Here is a 22,541-nt window from a genome sequence, read left to right as displayed (position 1 = left end):
CACCGTGACCGACTTCTCCCTCAAGCACCGCGTGACGGTGCACTACACCGGCTCCTTTGAGGACGGTGAGGTGTTCGACACCACCATCGGCCGCACCCCCCTCACCTACGTGGAGGGCAACCACGAGGTCGTGCCCGGATTCGAGATCGCCGTGCTCGGCATGGAGCCGGGCGAGAAGAAGACCGTGCGCCTCGAGCCCAAGGACGCCTACGGCGAGCACGACCCGCGTCTGCTCTACACGATGCCCACCATCGAGATCCCCAACTACGAGGACCTCATCCCGGGCCAGCTCATCTACCTCATGAACGACGAGGGCTACCAGCAACTCGCCCGCGTGATCCGCGTGGCGGACGATGCCGACACACTGTTCGACTTCAACCACCCCATGGCCGGCCACACGCTCACCTTCGAGCTCGAGCTGCTGAGCCGCGAGCCCTACACCGGCGAGGAGGCATAGGATGAGCACGGAGAACCAGACCCTGCACGGCGTGTCCTGCCCCGGCTGTCCGCACCGCGCCGCCTACGTCGCCTGCAAGGAGACCCTGGGTCGCGGTCGCGGGCGAGTCATCTGCGGCAACGCCGGCTGCGCAAACGTCGGCCCCATGCACCCCGCCGCCACCGCCTGTCCCGGCGGCGAGGAGGCGCTGCTCGACCGTTACAAGGTCGCGGTGCCGACGGGCGGGACATCGGAGGAACCGGCGTGCGAGGCGGTCATCCATTTCATCCCCGATGTCGACCTTGCGGCGGAGAACGCCGCCGAAATGCTTCACGCGCTGCCTGCCGAGGGACACGTCACCGTCCTCGCCGTGCTCGCCTCGAGCGCAGAATTCCTCATGGTCGACGCGCTTGAAGCGCTCGCCGCACGCGCCCTCGAACTCGGATGCGACGACGCGGCGATCGTCGACCCCTTTGACAGCCAGAAGAGCTCGGACGTGCTCCATGGGGCCCTTGCGCGGCCCGGCGTCCATGCCGTCGTGTTCGCCTCCCCCTGTGCCCAGCTGCAGCGCGGCGAGTTCCAGGCCGAGCCCGTCGAGATCGATCAGTACGCATGCACGAGCTGCCATCGCTGTCAGCAAATCACCGGCTGCCCCGCCATTGCATTCACGCCGCCGATCTTCCGCATCGACCGCGATGCTTGCGCCGGATGCGACCTGTGCGTCGAATACTGCCGCACCAACGTCATCTACTCCCCGCGCAGCCGCATGACGCCCGAGCAGCGCAGCCGCGCACGCTACGCCGCCGCCAACCAGCAATAGGCACCATCACGACAGGAGCTCCCATGAGCATCACCTCCAACATCGCCACCACGGCCGCCGGCATCGCCCGCTGGGGCCTCCGCTCCGTCCTGCACCGCAGCGGCGGCGCCCTGCCCGGCAAAATCGGCCTGGCGATCGATCCGGAGCTCATCGCCCACCTCGCCGACCTGCTCGACGCGAGCGTCGTCGTCACCGGCACCAACGGAAAGACCACCACGACCAACCTCATCGCCGACACCGTTGCCGCAAGCGGCCTCACCTGCGTGTGCAACCGCGCGGGAAACAACATGGAGACCGGCATCACCGGCGCGCTGCTCGAGGCCAGCTCCGAGCGCCGTCGCACTGCGGGCACCGTGCGCGTAGGCGTGTTCGAATGCGACGAGCTCTACACGGTCCGCGTGCTCCCGCGCCTCAAGCCCACGCACTTCGTACTGCTCAACCTGTTCCGCGACCAGCTTGACCGCTACGGCGAGATCGACCACACGCAAGACGCGATCGCCAGCGCCCTGGCCTCCTCGCCCGAGACCATCCTCATCTTCAACGCCGACGATCCCCTGTGCACCGCCATCGCCGACCGCGTGCCCAACCCACGCGTGGCGTTCGGCATCCAGGGAGCCACGGGAACTGAGACATCACGTATGGCCGAGTCGCGCTTTTGTGCCAAGTGCAATGCGGCGCTCGAATACGAATACCTGCAGTATGGCCAGCTCGGCGCCTACCGATGCCCCGCATGCGGCTGGGAGCGCCCCGAACTCGAGGCGTGGACGCACGACGTCACCCTCTCCGGAGACGGCTACTCGTTCTGCCTGCATCTGCCGGGCAACACGGCGGACCCCGCCCGTGAGCTCGCCCTTACCACCGCCTACAACGGCTTGTACATGGTGTACAACATCATGGCCGCCTGCACCGCTGCCTGCGCCCTGGGCGCCGACCCCTCGCGCTTCCAGGACGTACTCGATGCCTACGTCCCCACGGGCGGGCGCATGACGCGCTGGCGGGCCATGGGCCGCACGGTGGCAAGCGATCTCGCCAAGAACCCGGTCGGCTTCGACCGCCAAATTCAGCAGATCAAAGCCTCGAACGGCCGTCTCATGGCCTTTTTCCTGAACGATGCCGAAGCCGACGGTCGCGATGTCTCCTGGATTTGGGACGTCGACTTCGAGTGTCTCGCCGAAACTCCGGGGATTCGCGCCTTTGTGGGCGGCTCGCGCGCCAACGACCTGCAGGTCCGCCTCAAATACGCCGGCATTGACGCTCAGATTGTGGAACGCGTCGAACAGGCACTCGCATCCGTCACCGACGAGCCCGCCGGAGATGTTCTCTTCGCTGTCGCCAACTACACGGCGTTCCCGCCTGTTGTAGCCGATCTCAAACGCCTGAGCTCGGAAGATACGGGCGTCACGGCGCCCCAGGTCGACCAGACCGCGCACGGCGAGCAGGCAGCGGTTGCCACAGGCGATGAGCTTCCCGCACCCGCCGTCCTCGACCGACCGCTTCGCATCGTCCACCTCTACCCAGATGCCCTGAACCTGTATGGCGATGGCGGCAATGCCATGGTCGTCGAACGGCGCTGCGCATGGCGCGGCATCCCCGCCAAAATCGACAACGTTCACATGGGCGATGAGCTCGACCTCGCAACCGCCGACATCATCTTGATTGGCGGCGGCGCCGACCGCGACCAGCTCGCCGTCGCCCATGAGCTGCGTTCGCGGCGCGACGAGCTCAGCGCCTACGTCGAGGACGACGGCGTCATGCTCGCCATCTGCGGTAGCTACCAACTCCTCGGCCGCTCCTACTACATGGGTGATGACAAGATCGAGGGCCTGGGCATCATCGCAGCCGACACCGTCCGCGGCGACGGGCGCCTGACCGGCAACGTCGCGGTCAAAACCGAGCTTTCGAGCGACCCGTTCGTCGGCTTTGAAAACCACGGCGGCCGCACGTTCCTCGACGAGTGCGAGCACACGCTGGGCGTCTCGACGGTTCCCGGTACGGGCAACAACGGCAAGGACGGGCTCGAAGGCTGCCTGCATCGCAACCTGATCGGTACCTACCTGCACGGTCCCGCGCTCTCCAAGAACCCCGACCTCGCCGACTGGCTCATCGAGCGAGCGCTCGAACGCCGCCGCTCCACCGACGACGCACAGGTGGAAGCCCTGTTGCCGCTGTCCCCGCTCAATGACGATTGCGAGCTCTCGGCCCGCGCGGCCGCGATGAAGCTGCTGCCCTAAGAGACGCTCGGCACCACCGCCCGCGCGATGCCTCGATATGAACGAAATCGGCCCCCATGCAACCATGGGGGCCGATTTCGTTCATATCAATCGCGTGATGGGCGCTCTTATTTCACCACGCGCGCCACAGTGCAGCCCAAGCGCGCTCCGACTGCGACCTTAACCGCGTCGGGAACCACAAAGGGGATCACCGCGATGGCGAGCGCTCCCGCAAGGTCGAGATTCATGAGCGCCATGAGCTGGACGGTTCCGCACACATATGAAACGAGCACAAGCGCAGCCGCGCACACGAGCGCACGCGGATACGCCCCGATCCTGCCATCAAGCATTTTTGCCAACGCACCCGCCAGCGCGCAGCCCAGGACAAAGCCCCACAAAAACCCGCCCGTCGGACCGGCGAGCGCGCCGATGCCGCCGTTGAAGCCCGCGAAAACAGGCAGGCCCACCGCACCAAGCACGACATAGGCCAGCACCGTGAACACCGAGGTCGCCGGGTCGAGCACGGCCGGCACCATGGCGAGCACCAACGTCTGCAGCGTAAAGGGCACGGGACCGAGCGGCAACATCACCTGAGCAGACACCGCCAGCAACGCCGTCATAACGCCTGCACGGGCAACGCGTTTCGCTTCCATCCCGGGACCCCTCCTATGAAAAGAACCCGCCCGGCACGAAGCCGAGCGGGTCCGGACACAGCAATGGTGCCCCCAACGGGATTCGAACCCGTGATATCCACCTTGAAAGGGTGGCGTCCTAGGCCGCTAGACGATGGGGACAGCGCGCTAGAGTATAGCAGAGACCTTAGACGTAGAACAAGATGTCATCGTAGGTCGGGACCGGCCAATAATCAGCCGCCACAATCTCCTCCATGGCGTCCACCGCGGCGCGCAGGTCGGCCATGACGGGAGCGACCTCGTGCGCATAGCAATTTGCCTGCAACTGACCATCGGCAATAGCCTCGGCTTTGGCGTGAACCTCATCGAGGCGGGCAATGGACTCATTGATGGCGGTGATACCATCGCACAGGTCGTTCAGCGTCGCCTGCTCATAAGCCATGGCGGCCTCGGCCCCCGCAGCGCGAATGGTCTCGAGACCCTTGGCGACCTTGGTGGCATACGCGGTGATGACCGGGCGGTACGTACGACGGGCCTCGCGGACCATGGTGGTCGCCTCGATGTTCATGAGCTTGTTGTACTTCTCGAGCTTCACCTCGTAGCGGCAGACAGCCTCGGCCTCGGTGAGCACGCCCATCTCACTGAAGAGCTTGATGTTCTTCTCGGCGACGAACGAGGGCAGCGCGTCGGCGGTTGTGCGGTAGTTGCACAGACCGCGGCGCTCGGCCTCCTGCTCCCATGCCTCGGAATAGCCGTCGCCCGAGAACAGGATGCGGCGATGCGCGCGCAGGTGCTCGGCGCAGTAGGCCAGCGCGGCCTCCTGGAACCCATCGGCGGGCGTGCCCTCGAGCGCATCGGCGAAATCGCGCAGAGATTCGGCAACCGCCGTATCGAGCACAGTGTTCGCATCGGAGACGTTGGCCTCCGATCCCACGGCGCGGAACTCGAACTTGTTGTTCGTGAAGGCGAAGGGGCTCGTACGGTTACGGTCGGTGTTGTCCTGCTCAAGGTTGGGCAGGATGACCGTGCCGAAGGTGAGCGTGTCGGTGGTGGCGTGGACGCTCGCCTCGCCGTCCATGATCATCTCGACGACCTCGGTGAGCTGGTCGCCCAGGAAGATGGACATGATCGCCGGCGGCGCCTCGTTGGCGCCGAGCCGGTGGTCGTTGCCGCAGCTGGCGACGCTGGCGCGCAGGAGGTCCTGGTACTTGTCCACGGCCTCGATCACGGCGGTGAGGAAGACGATGAACTGCAAGTTCTCCAGCGGCGTGTCGCCGGGCTCGAGCAGGTTCTCGTCGGCGGTGCCGAGCGACCAGTTGTTGTGCTTGCCGCTTCCGTTGATGCCCTCGAACGGCTTCTCGTGCAGCAGGCACACCAGATCGTGGCGGCTTGCGATGAGCTTCATCTTCTCCATCATGAGCAGGTTGTTATCCACCGAGGCGTTGAGCTCGGAGTACACGGGCGCGAGCTCATGCTGGCAGGGCGCGACCTCGTTGTGCTTGGTCTTGGACGGAATGCCCAATGACCACAGCTCGTCGTCGAGGTCCTTCATGTAGGCCGAGACGGTGGGACGAATCGCGCCAAAATAATGCTCCTCGAGCTCCTGGCCCTTGGCGGGGGCGGCGCCGAACAACGTCCTGCCGCAAATGACCAGGTCGCGACGCTTCCGATATGCGTCCTTCTTGATGAGGAAATACTCCTGCTCGTCACCCACATAAGGCACCACGCGCTTCGGATGCTTGCCGAAGAGGGCGAGCACACGCTTGGCCTGCTCGTCCAGCGCCGTCATCGAGCGCAGCAGCGGGGTCTTCTTGTCGAGCGCCTCGCCCGTGTAGGAGCAAAACGCGGTGGGGATGCACAGGACGTCGTCCTTGATGAACGCCGGGCTCGTGGCGTCCCATGCGGTGTAGCCGCGGGCCTCGAACGTGGCGCGCAGGCCGCCGTTGGGGAAGCTCGACGCGTCGGACTCACCCTTGACCAGGGCTTTGCCGGAAAACTTGGTAATGGCGGTGCCGTCGTGGTTGGGCTCGAGGAAGCTGTCGTGCTTCTCGCTCGTGATGCCCGAGAGCGGCTGGAACCAGTGGGCGTAGTGGGTGGCGCCCTTGGAGATGGCCCACTCCTTCATGGCGTGGGCCACGGCGTTCGCCACGTCCAAATCAAGCGGCTCACCGCCTTCGATGGTGGCGGCGAGTTTTTTGTACACGTCCTTGGGGAGCCACTTCTTCATGACGTCTTCGGAGAAAACCATCGTGCCGAAGCGTTCGGTAAGGTCGGCCATGTGCATCCTTTCGCATACAAGGCGCGGTCGAGGCGCCGGGTCCTGGGGTCCACCCGCAGGTCGCGCCGATTGCCGGACGCGACCACGTGACGGTGAAAGCGCTAGTTCTTCAAAGAGTTCATGGGGGCGGGGAAACGACCGCCGCGGTGCGCGAACACCGTGCCGGCATGGCTGTTCACCGGCATGACAGGCGCACGGCCGAACAGTCCGCCGTAATCGACGGACTCACCGACGCCCTTGCCGATCGCCGGAATGATACGCACGGCGGTGGTCTTGTTATTGATGACACCGATGGCCATCTCGTCGGCGATGATGCCGGCGATGGTCTCCACGTCCGTGTCGCCGGGAACCGCGATCATGTCGAGGCCCACCGAGCAGACGCACGTCATCGCCTCGAGCTTTTCGAGGGAAAGGGCACCGGCCTCGGCGGCCTCGATCATGCCGGCGTCCTCGGACACCGGGATGAAGGCGCCGGACAGGCCGCCCACGCTGGAGCTCGCCATGACGCCGCCCTTCTTCACGCAGTCGTTCAGCAGGGCGAGGGCAGCGGTCGTACCGGGGCCGCCACACTGGCCCACGCCGATGATCTCGAGAATGCGGGCCACGGAATCTCCCACAGCGGGCGTGGGGGCGAGTGACAGATCGACGATGCCCTTCTCGACACCCAGGCGACGCGAGGCCTCGCGGCTCATGAGTTCACCAGCACGGGTGATCTTGAAGGCGGTCTGCTTGATACGCTCCGCGACCTGCATCATATCGGCATCGGCCGGCAGTTCCTCAAGCGCGGCGGCCATAACGCCCGGTCCCGAAACGCCGACGTTGATCACGGCGTCGGCCTCACCGGATCCGTGCACGGCGCCCGCCATGAACGGCGAGTCCTCGACCATGTTCGCAAAGCAGACGAATTTGGAAGCGCCCACGCACTCGCGGTCGGCGGTGAGCTTAGCCGCGTCGATGATGGTCTGGGCGGCCATGAAGACCGCATCCATATTGATGCCAGCACGCAGCGTCGCCACATTGACGCTCGAGCACACGCGGCTCGTCTCGGCGAGGGCGCGCGGAATGCACTTCATGAGACGACGATCCGCATCGCCGATGCCCTTGTGCACCAGCGCCGAGTATCCGCCGAGGTAATCGATGCCAAGCGTCTCCGCGGCTCGATCGAGAGCATTAGCAAGCGGGACGAGGTCCTCGTCAGAACAGGCGGATGCGATCTGGGCAACCGGGGTAACCGCCACGCGCTTGTTGACGATCGGAATACCGTATTCGCGCTCAAGCCCCTCTGCAGTCTCGACAAGGTGCTCGGCAGTGCGCGTCACATGGTCGTACACCTTCGTGCACATGCGCTCCAAGTTATCATCCGCACAGCCCATGAGCGAGATGCCCATGGTGATCGTGCGGATGTCCAAATTGTGCTCTGAGACCATACCGCGCGTCTCGGCTATCTCCTGGGGCGTGATGGACATGGCGGCTCCTTTGGCGAATATCATGCTTGCACGTGTTCAACCATTCTAGCGTTCCCGAACCCACCATGCCGCCCCCATACCTCACGAAACATAAGAAGTGACATGAGCCTTCATGCGGTCCTTGCCCCCTCCCCGGTCACCGGCGTGAGAGCCTCATGGAGGCGTATCTCCCCAGTACCGTGCGCGCTTGCCGACGTGCCTCCACTGCGCTATCGTTTACCTGCTGAAATCATTACCTCCGCAGAAAGCGAGCGAATACATGGCTCTCACCGGCAAGCAGGTCCGCCAGCTCCGCGCCCTCGCGCACCACCTCAACCCCGTCGTCCATATCGGCAAAGCCGACGTGACCGACGCCATCGCCAAGCAGGCCGAGGAAGCGCTCGACGCCCACGAGCTCATCAAGTGCTCCGTCCAGGACGGCAGCCTGCTCTCCTGTCGTGAGGCGGCCGACCAGCTCGCCGAGCTTGTGGGTGCCGAGGTCGTCCAGGTTATCGGCCACCGTTTCTCCCTGTATCGTGCGAGCAGCCGTAAGGACATCGAGCACATCAAGCTCGGTTAAGACACTGCCGGCGGCGGGCCGCACAAACGCCCCGCCCTCGTCATCTCTCACTCACCAGGAGGCGCACCATCGGGTGCGCCTCCTTTTTCTCATCGCAATCAAAGCATGGTCTGCATCCCCGATCGACCGATGATCGACTCATAGGTCATCCTCGTCTCTTCCTCAGGTATCGATCCAAGCTCCTGCTCGAGCAGATGCAGATGTCTGTTGTAAAGCTCCACGATCTCCCTGCGCCTTCCCGTCTTGTCGTAAATCCTCATGGCGCACCTGATGACGTCCTCGCGCAAGGGTGCCTGTCGCAGCGCCGCCTCCACGAGCCAGGATGCCGACGGCAGATCGTCCATCTCAAGGGCGGCCTCGATTCCGCGCACCATGCAATCCGCGAACTTCATCTGATAGACGCGACGAACTCGCAGGTAATACGATGTGTTACCACTCTCCGGGACATATAGGGGACCTTTGTATATCTCTTCGATCTTCAGACATGTCTCGATAATCTCACGCGATGAGGTTCCCGTCCTCCTCAGAAGCACGTCGCGAGCGAGCGCATCGAAACACGCGGTATCCGACACAACGTATTCCATGTTCAACGCAACCCCCTCGCCCTGAGTAAGAACATATTGCGGCCCATCCGCATGCTGCCCAAACGCAGCGCGAAGCGAGCTCAGCGAGGAATACATAGACTCCCGCGCATGCTTGTAGTCCTTATCCGGCCACATCTCTTCCATGATCACCTGGCGACCCACGAAATTGCCCCCAGCAAGCGCGAGACGTGCTGCGATCACGCACGCCTTCTTCCTTCGCCATAGCGCATCGGTGAGCGTATGCCCGTTGCGCATCGCCTGAAATCCACCAAACAAGCTGATCGTTACCCGGCCCAGCCGTTGGCCCGATTCGACCGACGCCACGTCGAACAGAGCCGGCGCCCCCGCATCTGAGCGCTTCCCTTCCGGCGCGGCCTCACTGAAACCCTCGGGCAGCATACGCGCCAAGGGCATCGCACGCTCCCCGACCGCCCTGATGAGCTGACGTGCCCGCGCGCGAATCCCCTCATCAAGCAGAAGCGGACGACGCAGGGAGCACCATGCCGATAGCTCGGGAAGTCGAGAAGTCGCCGAGAGCAGCATTGCGACGGTCCAAGCATCCACGACCGTGCACTCGCCCTCCCCCGCATCGAGCTCGTCAGCCTCCTCGTTAAGCACGACATGCGAGGAATTGAGCAAATGTGCGGCGCACTCCAAGAAGCTCGCCCAGGCCAGGACAAAGCCTTGATCGGGGGACGCGAGCTTCTTCACCTGTTGGGCGCGGAACTGAGCACTCACGATCTGCCCGACCGCCAGATCTTGCCACCCCTCACCGACCAGGCAATACAGCTGCATGGCGAAATCGGAGCATCGAACGGAAGCCGTGCCCCCGTCAACGAACGCGCGCTCGTCCACCACGGGCAAACCTGCCATCAGACGACAGGTCGAGCCAACCACGCGGACATATGACGCAATTGGGTCGAGATGCCGCCCCGTCAACAACCGGGCCACTTCCTGCAGGTGGCTATCGAGCGCGCGAGCATCTCCCACATCGCCTTTGAATGCGTCGAGAAGAATTCGATCGCACGCGAGGAGGACTCCTGGTATCGAGATACCCTTCGCGCCGAGGGAAGCCTCATTGATTCCCATGCCCTCATCGATGCTCACCGCCCCGTCTCCGGCCATGATGCACTTCTGCACACGGACATGGAGCTCCAGTTGCCGCGAGGCCACCGTCTCGCAATCATGCCCCTTCCCATGATTCAGGTCAGGAAGCGCCACTCCCGAGCAATCGCTCCAGACTGCGGCCATAGCCGTTGACTCACGCCAAGCACTCGGGCTCACCTCATCCAGAATCTCCGACGAGCGTCTGCGCAGCTCCGCCGCCATAATTCGGGCAGCCCGGTAATCCCCGCGCTCCAGCGCGCACAGGTACAGGGCCAGAACAACGCCTACTTGAATCGAACAAACCGCAGCGCCGCCCATACGTTCCACCAACGCGGTCAGAAACGCCCCATTGCCGCTCAACGCACACGCTGTGGGATATTCGGCGATGAGCGCCGTCGCATCCCCCTCTCGCTCGAACATGCGCATCAACGCAACGGCTCCGTCGATATTGCCCACTTCCAACATCATCTTCGCCGCGCGGACCGCATACAGCGGACGTGCGTGCACGAGCTCACATTTCAGCTCAGAAAACGGGACTCCGCGGTTTGACATGCATCGGTACGCGTCTCCCTTCGCATCGAACCCGAAAATCGGATACTCCCGAGCCAGGCGAAGCCAACTGTCCTTACGCACACGCATGCCTGCGCGATCGAAATCTCGAATGCTGCCAAAACCGCTCATGATGAGCAGGCACACGGTCCGATACAGGGAATCCCTGCTCCTCCTCAATTCGCATACGACGCCTCGATACAACTCGACTGTCGCGTTTTCAAAGGCAACCGACATCTCGTCGATTGACGTCGCATCTCCCAACATCGCCACAAGACGCGGGACCCCCTGAGTCAGCCCGTACACATCCAACCCGCTCGCAATCGAAAGCTTGCGTGCCCACGCCGGATATTCACGGGGTTTCACCAACAGCGACTGGGCCGTAATCTTGTACGAATCCCCCATGGCCGCCACAAACGCCCTGTTGCTCGGTCGGCAGGTCACCACTATTTCGAAGCCTTCGCCCCTCATGGAGCGCAGCAGGCCGACCATCGCCTCGATGCCGTGTTCTTGCAGCGTCGTCAGGTTGTCGAGCGCGATAAGCGGTCTCATGCGGGGATCGAGATCCTCCGACAGTCGCTTGATCGACTCATACGCCTGCACCTCGTCGAGGCCCTCCAGGTCCAGCATGCGGGCTGACCCTCTCTCAATGCACGACCGCACTTCTGCGACGCGCTGAACAAGTAATGTCGTCTTGCCAAAACCATCCGGCGCGACAATAACCGTGATGCCGGCTTCCTCTCCTTGTGTCCTCAGATCTCGAAGCAAGCGCTCGCGGTGCACCAAGCGCTCTACGGGCACGACCGGGCCGCCCTCGTGCGCCGATCCGTCCACATATACCTCTCGATCCCTTTCTTCTCGCTCAGCCATCTTCCTTCCCTTCACCTGATTGCGAGCATTGCCCCCACGATAATGGCCGTCATTCGCCATCGATCGTTAAATGCTCGCATTTTTACTGCCCCATCAGCTATGGGTCAGATAAATCGGGATTCGGGTCACAATATGCTCTCCTCCTCTCCTTCCCCCTCTCGATCACCTGCTGTCCATAGCCAATATTTGACCAGGTAAGATGTATCAGTGAGCATATGCCCGGCTGTTCTGCGAAAAATGTAAGTTCCGCGAGTGTTGATAATTATTCCGTCAGCGGATAAATCTGGTCAGATTGTTTCGAGCATTTTTCAGACCCCTATTCTTGGCTTGCAATTACATAAAAAAGCGACCCCCAAAAAACGGAGGTCGCAATCTCGTCGATATGTCGGCGGGCGCTTACTTGCACAGGGAAAGGGCGGCCTCGTCGGCGATGACCACACAGTTGGGGTGCAGCTGCAGGATGGAAGCAGGGCATGAAGGCTGAATGGGCCCGAAGCACATGTCGTGCACGGCCTGGGCCTTCTTCTCACCGTTGGCGACGACGAGCACCATGTAGGCGTTCATGATCGTCTGGATGCCCATGGTATAGGCCTGACGGGGCACATCCTCGATGTTGTCGAACAGGCGGCTGTTCGCCTCGATCGTGCTCTCGGTAAGATCGACGCAGTGCGTGCCCTTGGAGAAGCAGGTGTCGGGCTCATTGAAGCCGATGTGGCCGTTGTTGCCGATACCGAGGAGCTGCAGATCCGGGTAACCGGCCTCCTCGACAATACGGTCGTACTCGGAGCAGGCGGCCTCGGCATCGGGGTCGGAGCCATCCGGCACATGGGTGTTGGCCTGGTCGATGTTGATGTGATCGAACAGGTTCTCCTTCATGAAGTAGTGGTAGCTCTGCGGGTCGTCGTGCGACAGGCCGCGGTACTCATCCAGGTTGTACGTGCTGACCTGGGAGAAATCAAGGTCGCCGGCCTCGTAGGCCTTGATGAGGTTCTGATAGGTCCCAATGGGCGTGGAACCGGTGGCCAGGCCGAGAACGCAAGCGGGGTCCATAACGACCTGCGCGGCGATGATGTTCGCCGCCTTACGGCTCATGTCCTCATAGTCGGTGGCGTGAATGATACGCATGAAGCGCTCCTTTTCTCCGAGAGTTCATCTCGGTCCATGCGGGCCTCGTCGGCCGCAACCAACGTGAGAGCGCACCGTCCAGGGCGAGGGCGCGCACAGCTCGAAGACCCGCGGTGTCGAGGCCCCTGCCCGTCCACAGCGATTCGGGCGAGAATATACCCGAACGTATTTATATTCGCCGCTTGCATTGAGAAATGCAAGGGCCCCGGAAACACCGGGGGCCTTGCGAGAAATCGTCTATTTGGATTATCGGGAGCGTGCGACCAAGAGCTGACCGAGCTCTTCGACATCCTCACCGACATTGCCCTTGATGCTGGCGAACTCGGCGGAATTGCAGATAAGGATCGGCACGGTCAAATCGTAGCCCTCATTGGAGATGGCCTCGCGATCGAACTCGATGAGCACGTCACCGCGCTTCACGATATCGCCGACGGCGGCGTTTACCTTGAAATGCCTGCCATCGAGTTTGACCGTCTCCAAGCCGACATGAATGAGCACGTCGAGCCCTTCCACCGTATGCACGGCGACGGCATGACCCGTGGGGAAGATTGCCTCGATCTTGCCATCGGACGGAGCGACCACGCGATCGCCCGTCGGCACCATGGCGACACCCTGGCCAAGCAGGCCCTTGGCAAACATCTGGTCCTCGACCTCGGAAAGCGGAATCACATGGCCGGCCATCGGGGCTGCGAGAGTCGTGGTGCGGGCGCCAACACCCAAAGTTTTGAAGAAGCTGGTGAACATCAAACCCCCTGCAATAATCAGCACGCATTATTCTATCGCGAAGAGACGCGAACGAACAAACGGTCCGACTAAGGCAGTTCGCGCTTCACAACTTCGACGATGGAATCAACGGCGTCTTGAGCTTCCTGCTGGGTCTCGGCCTCGGCCATAACGCGCACGAGCGGCTCGGTGCCGGAGGTGCGGACCAGGATGCGGCCGCGATCGCCCAGCTTTTCCTCGGCAGCTCGCACGGCCTCCCACACCGGCTGGCAGGAATCGAGCTCTGCCTTGCGCTCGCTGCGCACGTTCACGAGCACCTGCGGGAAGATCTTCACCGGGGCGCACAGCTGCGAGAGCGTCTCGCGCTCGGCGCGCAAGACCTCCATGATGCGCAGGGAGGTCATGATGCCGTCGCCCGTGGTCTCGATATCGCCGAAGATGATATGACCGGACTGCTCGCCACCGAGGCTGTAGCCGTTCTCACGCATGCAGGCGGTGACGTATTTGTCGCCGACGGCAGTCGTCTCGTAGCTCAGATTTGCACGATCGAAGGCCTTGAACAGACCGAGGTTGCTCATGACCGTGGGGACAACGGTGCCAGCGGCGAGGCGACCGTGCTTATGCAGGTAGGTGCCGCACACATACAAGATCAGATCACCGTCGACCAGGTTGCCGCGCTCATCCACAGCCAGGCAGCGGTCGGCGTCGCCATCGTAGGCAAAGCCGACATCCAAGCCCTGCTCCACAACATGGCGACGCAGGCGATCGATATGGGTGGAACCGCAATCCACGTTGATATTGAAACCGTCAGGCGCATTGCTGATCACGCGGACATCGGCGCCGAGGGCGTCGAAGACGGGCTTGGCCACCGAGGACGCGGAGCCGTTGGCGCAGTCCAGGCCGATCTTCATACCCTGGAGGGAGAAGTTTGCGCTCGCGATGAGGTGAGCGATGTAGCGGTTGCGGCCCTGCATGTAGTCGACGGTACAGCCGATCTCGTCACCGGTGGCGAAGGGAACCTCGCTCTTACCGTCGATGTAATCCTCGATGAGCTCGAGCACCTCCTCATCCATCTTGCAACCGTCGCCGTTCATGAGCTTGATACCGTTGTCGGAATACGGGTTGTGGCTCGCCGAGATCATGATGCCGCAGTCGAAGCACCCGTCGATCGTCTCGTAGGCAACGCCGGGCGTGGGGATGACGTGCAGCATGTACGCATCAGCGCCGGATGCAACCAGACCGGAGACCAAGCCGGACTCGAACATGTAGCTCGAACGGCGGGTGTCCTTGCCCACAACCACGCGGGCCTTGCGGCCCTGGCGCGCACCGTAATACCAGCCGACGAAACGGCCGATCTTGTAAGCATGCTCAACGGTGAGTGCGACGCCCGCCTCTCCGCGGAAACCATCGGTGCCGAAATATTTCATAGCGTATCCCTTCGATATCACTCGCCCATCGCGTGGGCGGTTCACGTGTATGACGCAACTCACCATGGTACAAAAAACGGGCCTGCCGAGAAACTCGACAGGCCCGAATCCATAGCGGAAACGTCTTGCGACAGATTAGCGCTTGGAGAACTGAGGCGCGCGACGGGCCTTCTTGAGGCCGCACTTCTTGCGCTCGACGACGCGGGCGTCGCGGGTGAGGAAACCAGCGCGCTTGAGGTCGGCGCGGTAGTCGCCAGCCTCGAGAAGAGCGCGGGCGATACCCAGACGCAGGGCGCCGGACTGACCGGTGATGCCGCCACCATCGCACAGGGCGATGACGTCGAAGGAACCGAGGGTGTCGGTCACCTTGAACGGGGCGAGGGCATCCTCAACGAGCTGATGACGGCCAAAGTACTCCTCGGCGTCACGCTTGTTGATGGTCACCTTACCGGTGCCGGGGACGATACGGACACGAGCAACGGCATTCTTGCGACGGCCGGTGCCGTAGTAAACAACGGTGTTCTCAGCCATCTTTTAGCCCTCCAGCTCGATCTTAACGGGGTTCTGAGCAGCGTGCGGATGCTCGGTGCCAGCGTAGACCTTGAGCTTGGTCAGCTGCTTGCGGCCGAGGGTCGTCTTGGGGAGCATGCCGCGAACAGCGCGCTCGATGACCTTCTCCGGGTGCTTCTCCATAGCCTGGCGGAAGGACTCCGCCTTGAGGCCGCCATTGTAGCCGGAGTGACGGTAGTAGGTCTTGTGGTCGGCCTTGTTACCGGTAAGCTGGACCTTATCGGCGTTGATGACAACCACGAAGTCACCACAGTCGGAGTTGGGCGTGAACTGGGGCTTGTTCTTGCCGCGCAGAATCTTGGCAACCTGGGCAGCGAGACGGCCCAGCGTGGCGCCCTCGGCATCGATGAGGACCCAGTTGCGGGCAACCTCACCCTGCTTGGCGTAGTGAGTCGACTTAAGAATCACTTTTCCTCCATGTACAGTACGTGTCTTAACAGAGTTTCACGGGGCTCTGGAAAGTAACCTGTCAATAATAACCCCTATATGCGGCAAGTCAAACGTTTTCCGCCGCCTGTGCAGAACTTCTGCACAGGCGGCGGTCGGTTTGATCTGTTGTGAGGAAAAGGCCCTCATGCGGGCCGTGGCCCCTAACGTCCGACGAACTCCCGTATCTCGCCCAAACGGTGCTTTGCCTCCTGACGGCCCTGGATATAGAGATTCAGCAACTTCTCGGTATCGTGCTCGACATGGGCTACCTCGACTGGGACCGGCGGGGCAAGGACGAGGGCGCGGCCGGCGCGCTCATATTCCCAGATGTGCTCGCGCTGCTCGTTATACCGCTCGTGACGGTTCTCCATGGCTTCGAGCAAATAGGGGTACCCGGCGTACGCGGCGTGGGCAGCGCCCATCAGCCCGTACGGGCTCTTCTGGTAGGACCGATCCTGCGTGAGCACTACGATCGCACGATCGAAACCCGCGTTCTCGAGCACATGCTCAACTGGGACCGAATCCGCAGTGCCACCGTCGAGGTAGAGATGCCCATCGATCTCGACAGGCTTGGTCACCAAGGGAAGCGAGGTCGAAGCACGCACGGCATCGATGTCCAAGGTCGCATCCCGAACGGGCAGGTACGCCGCAGTACCGAATACGATGTCCGTTGCGCAGGCGTACATCTCCATGGGGTTGGCAAAAAACGCCTCGTTGTCAAACGGGTCGAGGCGGTCTTGCACATCGTTCAGGATGAAATCGTACCCGACCATCGAGCCCGTGGTCACGAGCGACTGGGCGCCCATGTAGCGAGGATCGTTGCAAAATGCGAGGTTGACGCGATTAACGCGACCAATCTGCCGACTCTTATAGTTCAAGCCGTTAAGCGCTCCGGCAGACGTGCCGTAGCATGCCGCAACCTCGACGCCGTTTTCCATGAGAACGTCGAGCACACCCGCGGTGAACTCACCGCGAAAGCTACCGCCTTCCAAAACGATTGCGATCTTCCCAGCGTTTTTCGCCTTGTCCTGCATCGGAGCTCCTTTCATTCTGAAGCCCTTGTACCCCATGGGCACCGGAACATGAACGAATGTCCATCCAAATATGGAACGCCGATTTCAAAGTGTACGTTTTGGGGAAGGTTTTGCCTCTATTTCTGCGGCCTGCCACGTGTTCGTCCAACATAACCGCAGCTCATAATTCGCTCGATTTAGTTCGGAAGTGCTCGAGGCCTCAAAACCTTCCCCAAAACGTACACTTTATCCCGATATAGCGTGAATTTGACCCGCGCAGATCGCGGTTTCATGATTGAGCGCCTTCCGTGGTAGACTTTTCAACTACGGATTTGTGCCTCGGGCGCAATCCGCGTACTTTGACAGGTCGTTGCCGCTTGCGGCACCAGAAAGAGAATTCGCCCTCGACCGGCATGGCGCGAATTGCGCTGATGAATGGTCTGGACTTGAGCGAATCCCAACGACCACCCAAAAGGGGGCAACTGGTTTCGACACGATAGTTCTGAGAGAGGAAGCAGGCCGTGGTCTCCTCGCCACGTAAAACAGGGGTACTGTCAAAATGAATTGACAAGAATTCTTCTTTTGAGCCCCAGCTGGCTCTCGCTGCTTAATATATAGCGGCGCGTCAACCCGGTGATTTCCCCGACACCGGCGCGACGTCATTTTAGGGGAACGCTCCTTGGCACGTAATCGGTATGGCCAAGGCTAAGACTGAACCGGTTGGGACGCCGCGAGCGTGTCGCTCCGCGCAACGTGTCCGAGACTAAATGAGTGACTGAGCCTGGAGATGCCAATCAGGGAACTTTCGTGGACCGGAGTTCGATTCTCCGTGCCTCCACCATAAGAGAATTGGGCGAACTGTTAACCATGATTGACGGTTCGCCCTTTGTTATCTGCATTCATCGCAGCAAACGTCGAGGCAGCGGCACGCCGTCTGCGATTTCTCGTTTCGCTTCACATGGGACAATCAAAACTCCGTGCACCGCGACAAAACTCGGTGCACCTCTCGACCATTTCCGTCAGGAAAAATAGTCGAAAAGTGCACCGAATTTCGAAAAGCGCTCCGAAGATTTGAGGACCGGCGGGTGGCGCGCTACGCAGCGCGACCTGTGACTCGGGCGGCAAGGCAGCGCGACCTGTGGCGCGACGTTAGCTCAGGCTCGCGCGCAGCAGCTCATTGAAGAGCTTGGGGTTGCCCTTGCCTCGGCTCGCCTTCATACATTGGCCCACCAAAAACCCGATGACCTTCTGATTGCCGTCGCGATACTGCTGAGCCTGATCGGCACATGCTGCGAGCACCTCGTCCACGATGGGCTGCAACGCACCGGCATCGCTCACCTGGCGCATGCCACGCTCATCCACGATCTTCTCGGGGTCGTCACCGCTTGCCGCCATGGCCTCGAACACCTCGTGCGCCTGGTTGCTCGAAATCGCATCGGAAGCGAGCAACTTGGCAAGCGAGGCCACCTGCGCCGGCGCGATACCGCTCTCCCCCAGCGCCACTCCGGAAGCCTTGAGATATGCAGCCAGCTCGTTCACCACGAGGTTCGCAACCGTCTGGGCCGCCTTGCCGGAAAGGCCAGCGGCAGCTTCCTCGAAGAACGCGGCCGTCACGGGGTCGCCGGCCAGCTGCTCGGCGTCGGCGCGCTTGACGCCAAACTCTCGCTCAATGCGGTCGCGCTTGGCATCCGGCAGCTCGGGCAGCTCCCCACGGCAATGCTCGATAAACTCGTCGAACAAGTCGAACGGTTCCAGGTCGGGGTCGGGGAACAGACGGTAATCGTCCGCGGTCTCCTTCACGCGCATCACCACGGTGCGTTTGCGGGAAGGCTCCCAATGGCGCGTCTCCTGGTAAATTGTCCCACCGCTTTCCAGCACCTCCGCCTGACGGCAGATCTCATAAGCCAAGCCGTCGTGCAGGGCCTTGAAGCTGTTGAGGTTCTTGAGCTCCGTTTTTGTTCCCAAGCCCGTCTCCCCGCGACGGCGCAGGCTCACATTGCCGTCGCAGCGCATGGAGCCCTTCTCCATCGAGCAGTCGGAAATACCGATGGTCAGGAAGATGCGGCGCAGCTTCTCCATGAACAGGCGCGCCTCTTCGGGCGTGCGCAAATCGGGCTCGGTGACCAGCTCGATGAGCGGGGTGCCGCAGCGGTTATAGTCCACGAGGCTCTCCGCGGCGCCGCCGATGCGGCCCTCGGCACCACCCACGTGCACCATCTTGGCAGCATCCTCCTCCATATGGATGCGCAGGATACGGATGGGCACGCTGTAGGAACCATCCGCACGCCGCTCCGGCACAGCCAGGCCGGCTGTATCGTAGGAGCCCATGCCCCCAAGCGCCGCGGCGGAAACCTCCACGCCCTCGGGCAGACCATCGGCCATCTGGCGCGACAGACCCACGGCGTTCGCACTCGCGCTCGCCAGGCTCTTCGCCTCGTTCTCGCCGAACGCGCACTCAGGGCGCTCAGCGGCACCGCGGCCGGAGACTTCCAGGTCCAGACGGCCGTGCATGCAAAACGCCACGGGACCCTGAGTGGTCTGGAAGTTCTTGGCCATATCGGGATAGAAGTAATGCTTGCGATAGAACATCGAGTGCTTTTGGATCTCGCAGTTCGTGGCGAGACCCGCCTTCACGATGCTTTCGATGGCACGGCGGTTGGGCACGGGCAGCGCGCCGGGCATGCCGAGGCATACGGGGCACACGTGCGTATTCGGCGCGTCGTCATGGCTGAGCTTGCAACCGCAGAACATCTTGGTCTCGAGCGTCGTGAGTTCGGTGTGGATCTCCAGACCGATAACGGCCTCCCAGTCCTTCAGGACTTCGCTGAGCTCCTTCATGCGAGCTCACCTCCCTTCTCGGCAAACGCGGGGGCAACGGGCAGGACCGAAGCGGCGCCCGCCTCCGTCGCGGCGCGCTCGACCGCGCGAGCAAAGGACAACAGGCGCACGTCGTCGAACGGCTTGCCGACCAGCTGGGCCGCAACGGGCATACCCGAATCTTCGCCCAAACCCATCGGCACCGTGACACCACCGTTGCCGGCGATGTTGATCGAGATGGTGAACAGGTCGGACAGATACATCTGCGTGGGATCGGACAGCTCCCCGAACTTGAAGGCGGCCGTCGGGCTCGCCGGCATGAGAATCGCGTCGGCTTGCTCAAACGCGCGAGCGTAGTCGTCGGTGATGAGCGTACGGGCCTTCTGCGCGGCGAAGTAATACTTGTCGTACACGCCCGAGGACAGCAGGTAGGCGCCGAGCAGCTGACGGCGCTTGGCCTCGGCGCCAAAGCCGTGCGCACGGCTCTTGGCGCTCTGCTCGGCCAGATTCGCGCAGCCGGGCTCCTGATATCCGTAGCGAACACCGTCGAAGCGAGCGAGATTGGAAAACGCCTCGGCGGGCCCGATCACGTAGTAGGCGGCGATCGCCGCATCGAGGTGCGGCAGATCGACCTCGACGAGCTCGGCGCCCTGATCGGCGAGTGAGCAGGCGGCGCGCTCCACGGCGCGCTTCACCTCGGGCGCAAGACCCGCGGCCTCCATGAACGCCGGGACAATGCCCACGCGCCTACCCGCGACTCCATCCTCGAGATGCGCGGCAAAGGAGGCCTCGACATCGCGGCTCGTGCCGTCGTATGCATCGCGTCCGCCGGACACGAGCGCATCCAGGGAGAGCGCGACGTCGGCGGTCGTACGACCGAACGGACCGACCTGGTCAAGCGAAGATCCGAACGCCACCACACCGTAACGCGACACGGTTCCGTATGTGGGCTTCACACCAACCACGCCGCAAAGCGCCGCAGGCTGGCGAATCGAACCGCCGGTATCCGATCCCAGGGAAAGTGTTGCCATGCCCGAGGCGACCGCCGCTGCCGAACCTCCGGAGGAGCCGCCGGGAACGCGCTCGAGGTCCCATGGATTGTTCGTACGGTGAAACGCCGAGCTCTCCGTGGAGGAACCGAACGCGAACTCGTCCATATTGGCCTTACCGAGCGGCACGCAGCCCGCGTCGAGCATGCGCTGGACGCACGTAGCGGTATAGGGCGACTCGTAGTTCTCCAGCATACGGGAGGCGCAGGTGGTACGCGTGCCCAACATGTTCATGTTGTCCTTGATGGCGAGGGGTACGCCGGCCAGCGGCGGCAGGGGCTCGCCGGCGGCGCGGAGCGCGTCCACACGAGCGGCGGCGCCAAGAGCCACCTCAGGCGTGACCTGGAGAAATGCCTGGACCTCCGACTCGCGCGCATCGATGGCGGACAACGCCGCGCGGGTCACCTCGACGGCGCTGAACTCTCCCGCTCGCACACCCGCGGCGATATCCGCGGCGGTGAGGGAATCGATGAAAGTCGCCATTAGCGCTCACCCCCATCACCCATGATCGAGGGCACGCGGAACTGGCCGTCACGCGCAGAGGCAGCGTTGGACAGAGCCTCATCGATGCCGAGGGCACGGCCCCCATCGGCTTGATCGGGCCGCATCACATTCGCAATGCCGCCGTCCGGGTGAAACGTCGGCTCGACATCCTCGGCCGCATAATCCAGTATGGGCTCGAGCATGGCCACGGCGTCGTTCAAGTACGACGTCATCGCGGCGAGCTCGGTCTCATCGAGCGCGATGGTCGCGTAATCGGCGATCGCGCGCACGTCGTCTTGTGTCAGTACCGCCATGTGCGCTCCTTTCGGTTCTTCCGTGCAATCGCTCCATTATAGACAAACGGGGCACTCCACTTGCATGGAGTGCCCCGTACGATACACGTTCTTTCGAGACGGGCAAGCTGGCGCACTACGCCCGTGCGCGACGCCTCTCTCGCAACCATTCGGTGAATTGCTCGACATGATCCCACGAGGCGTCCTTCACCACATCGATCACCGCAGAGGAGATCGTCACCGTGATGAGCGAGAAGGCGATCTTCACCACCGGAATATAGGTGAGGGAGAGCGCGAGCACCGAGAGGTCGGTGAACAGGTAGCAGCGGCCCACGCGCCACCCGGTGATCTTGGAGATCGAAAGCGCCAGCGCGTCGTCACCGCCGGCCGAGGCGCCCTGGCGAATCACCAGGCCCACGCCCACGCCCACGAACAGCGCACCGAGCACGGCAGCGAGCAGCGGATCATTCGTAAGGTCGGGCAACATGTAGGGCAGGCTCTCCCACAAGCGGTAAAAGCCCGCGACCGCGACGGTCGCCACGGCGGACCAGCCCAAAAAGCCACCGCCCAGGACCTTGAGCGCCACGGCGTAGGACAGGCAGTCAAGCGCCGGCGACACGATCGACGGCGGAATGCCGAACCAGTGGTTACCGAACAGCACCAAGCCGATGATGCCGCCTTCGGTGATGCCCGTGACGTTATGGATGTTGTGGACGCCGAACGTGAAGATGGCCGAACCGATGAGGATGATGGCTATGCGCTTGACGAAGTCGAGGGGTCGCAAGCCCGCGATGAGGAACTTGGCGGGTTCGTCCGAGACTGCCGTTCTATCTGAAGCGCACGGCTCAGCCGAGGCGCACGGCTCGCCCGGAACATCCGGTTCAGCCGAGCCCATACAGTCAGGCTCACCCGACCCCTCGTCGATATTCGAGATTTCCAGATCAGTGTGGCGCTGCGTGGTCTCGCGCGGCATAAATATCACGTCTCCCAAGTGAATAGCGTGTATTACCAGCCTATCCGAGGTTTTTCGACACGGCAAGACGGGTCCATGACGACATCGAAGCCATGCACGCCTTCTCCACAAATTTACATTTTTTAATA

18 protein-coding genes, 1 tRNA gene and 1 other RNA gene are annotated in these 22,541 nt (G+C 62.4%); 5 read left to right on the top strand and 15 right to left on the bottom strand.

The features are described from left to right. Positions 1–4 precede the first annotated feature (4 nt). Genes AOBCEHNH_RS06800 through AOBCEHNH_RS08065 form a run of 3 tightly spaced genes read left to right on the top strand, consistent with a single transcriptional unit; the run spans position 5 to position 3,487 of the window. Positions 5–457 (top strand): FKBP-type peptidyl-prolyl cis-trans isomerase, encoded by a 453-nt coding sequence (locus AOBCEHNH_RS06800; RefSeq protein ID WP_039910345.1) that lies wholly within the window; start codon positions 5–7, stop codon positions 455–457. A gap of 1 nt (position 458) precedes the next feature. Further along, positions 459–1,256, top strand: coding sequence for a 4Fe-4S binding protein (locus AOBCEHNH_RS06795; protein WP_152063677.1), 798 nt, complete (start codon positions 459–461; stop codon positions 1,254–1,256). Between the two features lie 23 nt (positions 1,257–1,279). Continuing rightward, positions 1,280–3,487 carry a MurT ligase domain-containing protein gene (locus AOBCEHNH_RS08065; protein ID WP_226803341.1) on the top strand — a complete coding sequence of 736 codons (2,208 nt, stop codon included), beginning with the start codon at positions 1,280–1,282 and terminating at the stop codon, positions 3,485–3,487. A gap of 107 nt (positions 3,488–3,594) precedes the next feature. Here the strand turns inward: AOBCEHNH_RS08065 and AOBCEHNH_RS06780 are convergent, their stop codons facing one another. The 4 genes from AOBCEHNH_RS06780 to AOBCEHNH_RS06765 form a co-directional block, all read right to left on the bottom strand. Beyond that, on the bottom strand, positions 3,595–4,119 hold the full coding sequence (locus AOBCEHNH_RS06780) for a biotin transporter BioY (protein ID WP_152063676.1): 525 nt from the start codon (positions 4,117–4,119) through the stop codon (positions 3,595–3,597). Between the two features lie 64 nt (positions 4,120–4,183). Beyond that, positions 4,184–4,260, bottom strand: a tRNA-Glu gene (locus AOBCEHNH_RS06775). Between the two features lie 25 nt (positions 4,261–4,285). After that, positions 4,286–6,376 carry a glutamine synthetase III family protein gene (locus AOBCEHNH_RS06770; RefSeq protein ID WP_152063675.1) on the bottom strand — a complete coding sequence of 697 codons (2,091 nt, stop codon included), beginning with the start codon at positions 6,374–6,376 and terminating at the stop codon, positions 4,286–4,288. Positions 6,377–6,477: 101 nt separating this feature from the next. Further along, a complete protein-coding gene (locus AOBCEHNH_RS06765; protein WP_152063674.1) occupies positions 6,478–7,842 on the bottom strand; it encodes a PFL family protein in 1,365 nt (454 codons plus the stop codon). A gap of 259 nt (positions 7,843–8,101) precedes the next feature. On the opposite strand from AOBCEHNH_RS06765, the gene yhbY reads away from it, so the two are divergent. Further along, positions 8,102–8,401: a ribosome assembly RNA-binding protein YhbY gene (yhbY, locus tag AOBCEHNH_RS06760; protein ID WP_118102598.1), complete on the top strand. Its 300-nt coding sequence runs from the start codon at positions 8,102–8,104 to the stop codon at positions 8,399–8,401. Between the two features lie 98 nt (positions 8,402–8,499). On the opposite strand, the gene AOBCEHNH_RS06755 is transcribed toward yhbY, so the two are convergent. From AOBCEHNH_RS06755 to AOBCEHNH_RS06725, 7 genes are all read right to left on the bottom strand, one after another. Further along, the gene (locus AOBCEHNH_RS06755) at positions 8,500–11,511 is read right to left on the bottom strand and encodes an AfsR/SARP family transcriptional regulator (protein WP_226803340.1); all 3,012 of its coding nucleotides are present in this window, start codon (positions 11,509–11,511) and stop codon (positions 8,500–8,502) included. 396 nt (positions 11,512–11,907) lie between these two features. Then, the gene (nagB, locus tag AOBCEHNH_RS06750; protein WP_006723144.1) at positions 11,908–12,636 is read right to left on the bottom strand and encodes a glucosamine-6-phosphate deaminase; all 729 of its coding nucleotides are present in this window, start codon (positions 12,634–12,636) and stop codon (positions 11,908–11,910) included. Between the two features lie 246 nt (positions 12,637–12,882). Beyond that, complete coding sequence (locus AOBCEHNH_RS06745; protein WP_152063672.1) at positions 12,883–13,380, bottom strand: PTS sugar transporter subunit IIA; 498 nt, start codon at positions 13,378–13,380, stop codon at positions 12,883–12,885. A gap of 68 nt (positions 13,381–13,448) precedes the next feature. Next, on the bottom strand, positions 13,449–14,786 hold the full coding sequence (glmM, locus tag AOBCEHNH_RS06740; protein ID WP_152063671.1) for a phosphoglucosamine mutase: 1,338 nt from the start codon (positions 14,784–14,786) through the stop codon (positions 13,449–13,451). A gap of 135 nt (positions 14,787–14,921) precedes the next feature. Further along, a complete protein-coding gene (gene rpsI, locus AOBCEHNH_RS06735; protein ID WP_006723148.1) occupies positions 14,922–15,317 on the bottom strand; it encodes a 30S ribosomal protein S9 in 396 nt (131 codons plus the stop codon). Positions 15,318–15,320: 3 nt separating this feature from the next. Continuing rightward, positions 15,321–15,764 (bottom strand): 50S ribosomal protein L13, encoded by a 444-nt coding sequence (rplM, locus tag AOBCEHNH_RS06730; protein ID WP_152063670.1) that lies wholly within the window; start codon positions 15,762–15,764, stop codon positions 15,321–15,323. Between the two features lie 182 nt (positions 15,765–15,946). Further along, entirely contained in the window at positions 15,947–16,819 is an 873-nt protein-coding gene (locus AOBCEHNH_RS06725) for a patatin-like phospholipase family protein (protein ID WP_193221211.1), read from the bottom strand. Between the two features lie 453 nt (positions 16,820–17,272). On the opposite strand from AOBCEHNH_RS06725, the gene ssrA reads away from it, so the two are divergent. Next, positions 17,273–17,639, top strand: a transfer-messenger RNA (tmRNA) gene (gene ssrA / locus AOBCEHNH_RS06720). Positions 17,640–17,947: 308 nt separating this feature from the next. Here ssrA and gatB read toward each other — a convergent pair. From gatB to AOBCEHNH_RS06700, 4 genes are all read right to left on the bottom strand, one after another. Continuing rightward, positions 17,948–19,636, bottom strand: a complete 1,689-nt coding sequence (gene gatB, locus AOBCEHNH_RS06715; protein ID WP_152063668.1) for an Asp-tRNA(Asn)/Glu-tRNA(Gln) amidotransferase subunit GatB — start codon at positions 19,634–19,636, stop codon at positions 17,948–17,950. After that, positions 19,633–21,147, bottom strand: a complete 1,515-nt coding sequence (gene gatA / locus AOBCEHNH_RS06710; protein ID WP_152063667.1) for an Asp-tRNA(Asn)/Glu-tRNA(Gln) amidotransferase subunit GatA — start codon at positions 21,145–21,147, stop codon at positions 19,633–19,635. Before gatA ends, gatB begins: the two co-directional genes overlap by 4 nt. After that, complete coding sequence (locus AOBCEHNH_RS06705; RefSeq protein ID WP_118271744.1) at positions 21,147–21,461, bottom strand: Asp-tRNA(Asn)/Glu-tRNA(Gln) amidotransferase subunit GatC; 315 nt, start codon at positions 21,459–21,461, stop codon at positions 21,147–21,149. The genes gatA and AOBCEHNH_RS06705 overlap by 1 nt, the downstream gene beginning before the upstream one ends. A 115-nt stretch (positions 21,462–21,576) precedes the next feature. After that, the gene (locus AOBCEHNH_RS06700) at positions 21,577–22,413 is read right to left on the bottom strand and encodes a YitT family protein (protein WP_193221210.1); all 837 of its coding nucleotides are present in this window, start codon (positions 22,411–22,413) and stop codon (positions 21,577–21,579) included. Positions 22,414–22,541: the final 128 nt, after the last annotated feature.

This window comes from Collinsella intestinalis (genome assembly GCF_902501455.1).
In the GTDB taxonomy this organism is placed as follows: domain Bacteria; phylum Actinomycetota; class Coriobacteriia; order Coriobacteriales; family Coriobacteriaceae; genus Collinsella; species Collinsella intestinalis.
This window is presented reverse-complemented; position numbering and strand designations above follow the sequence as displayed.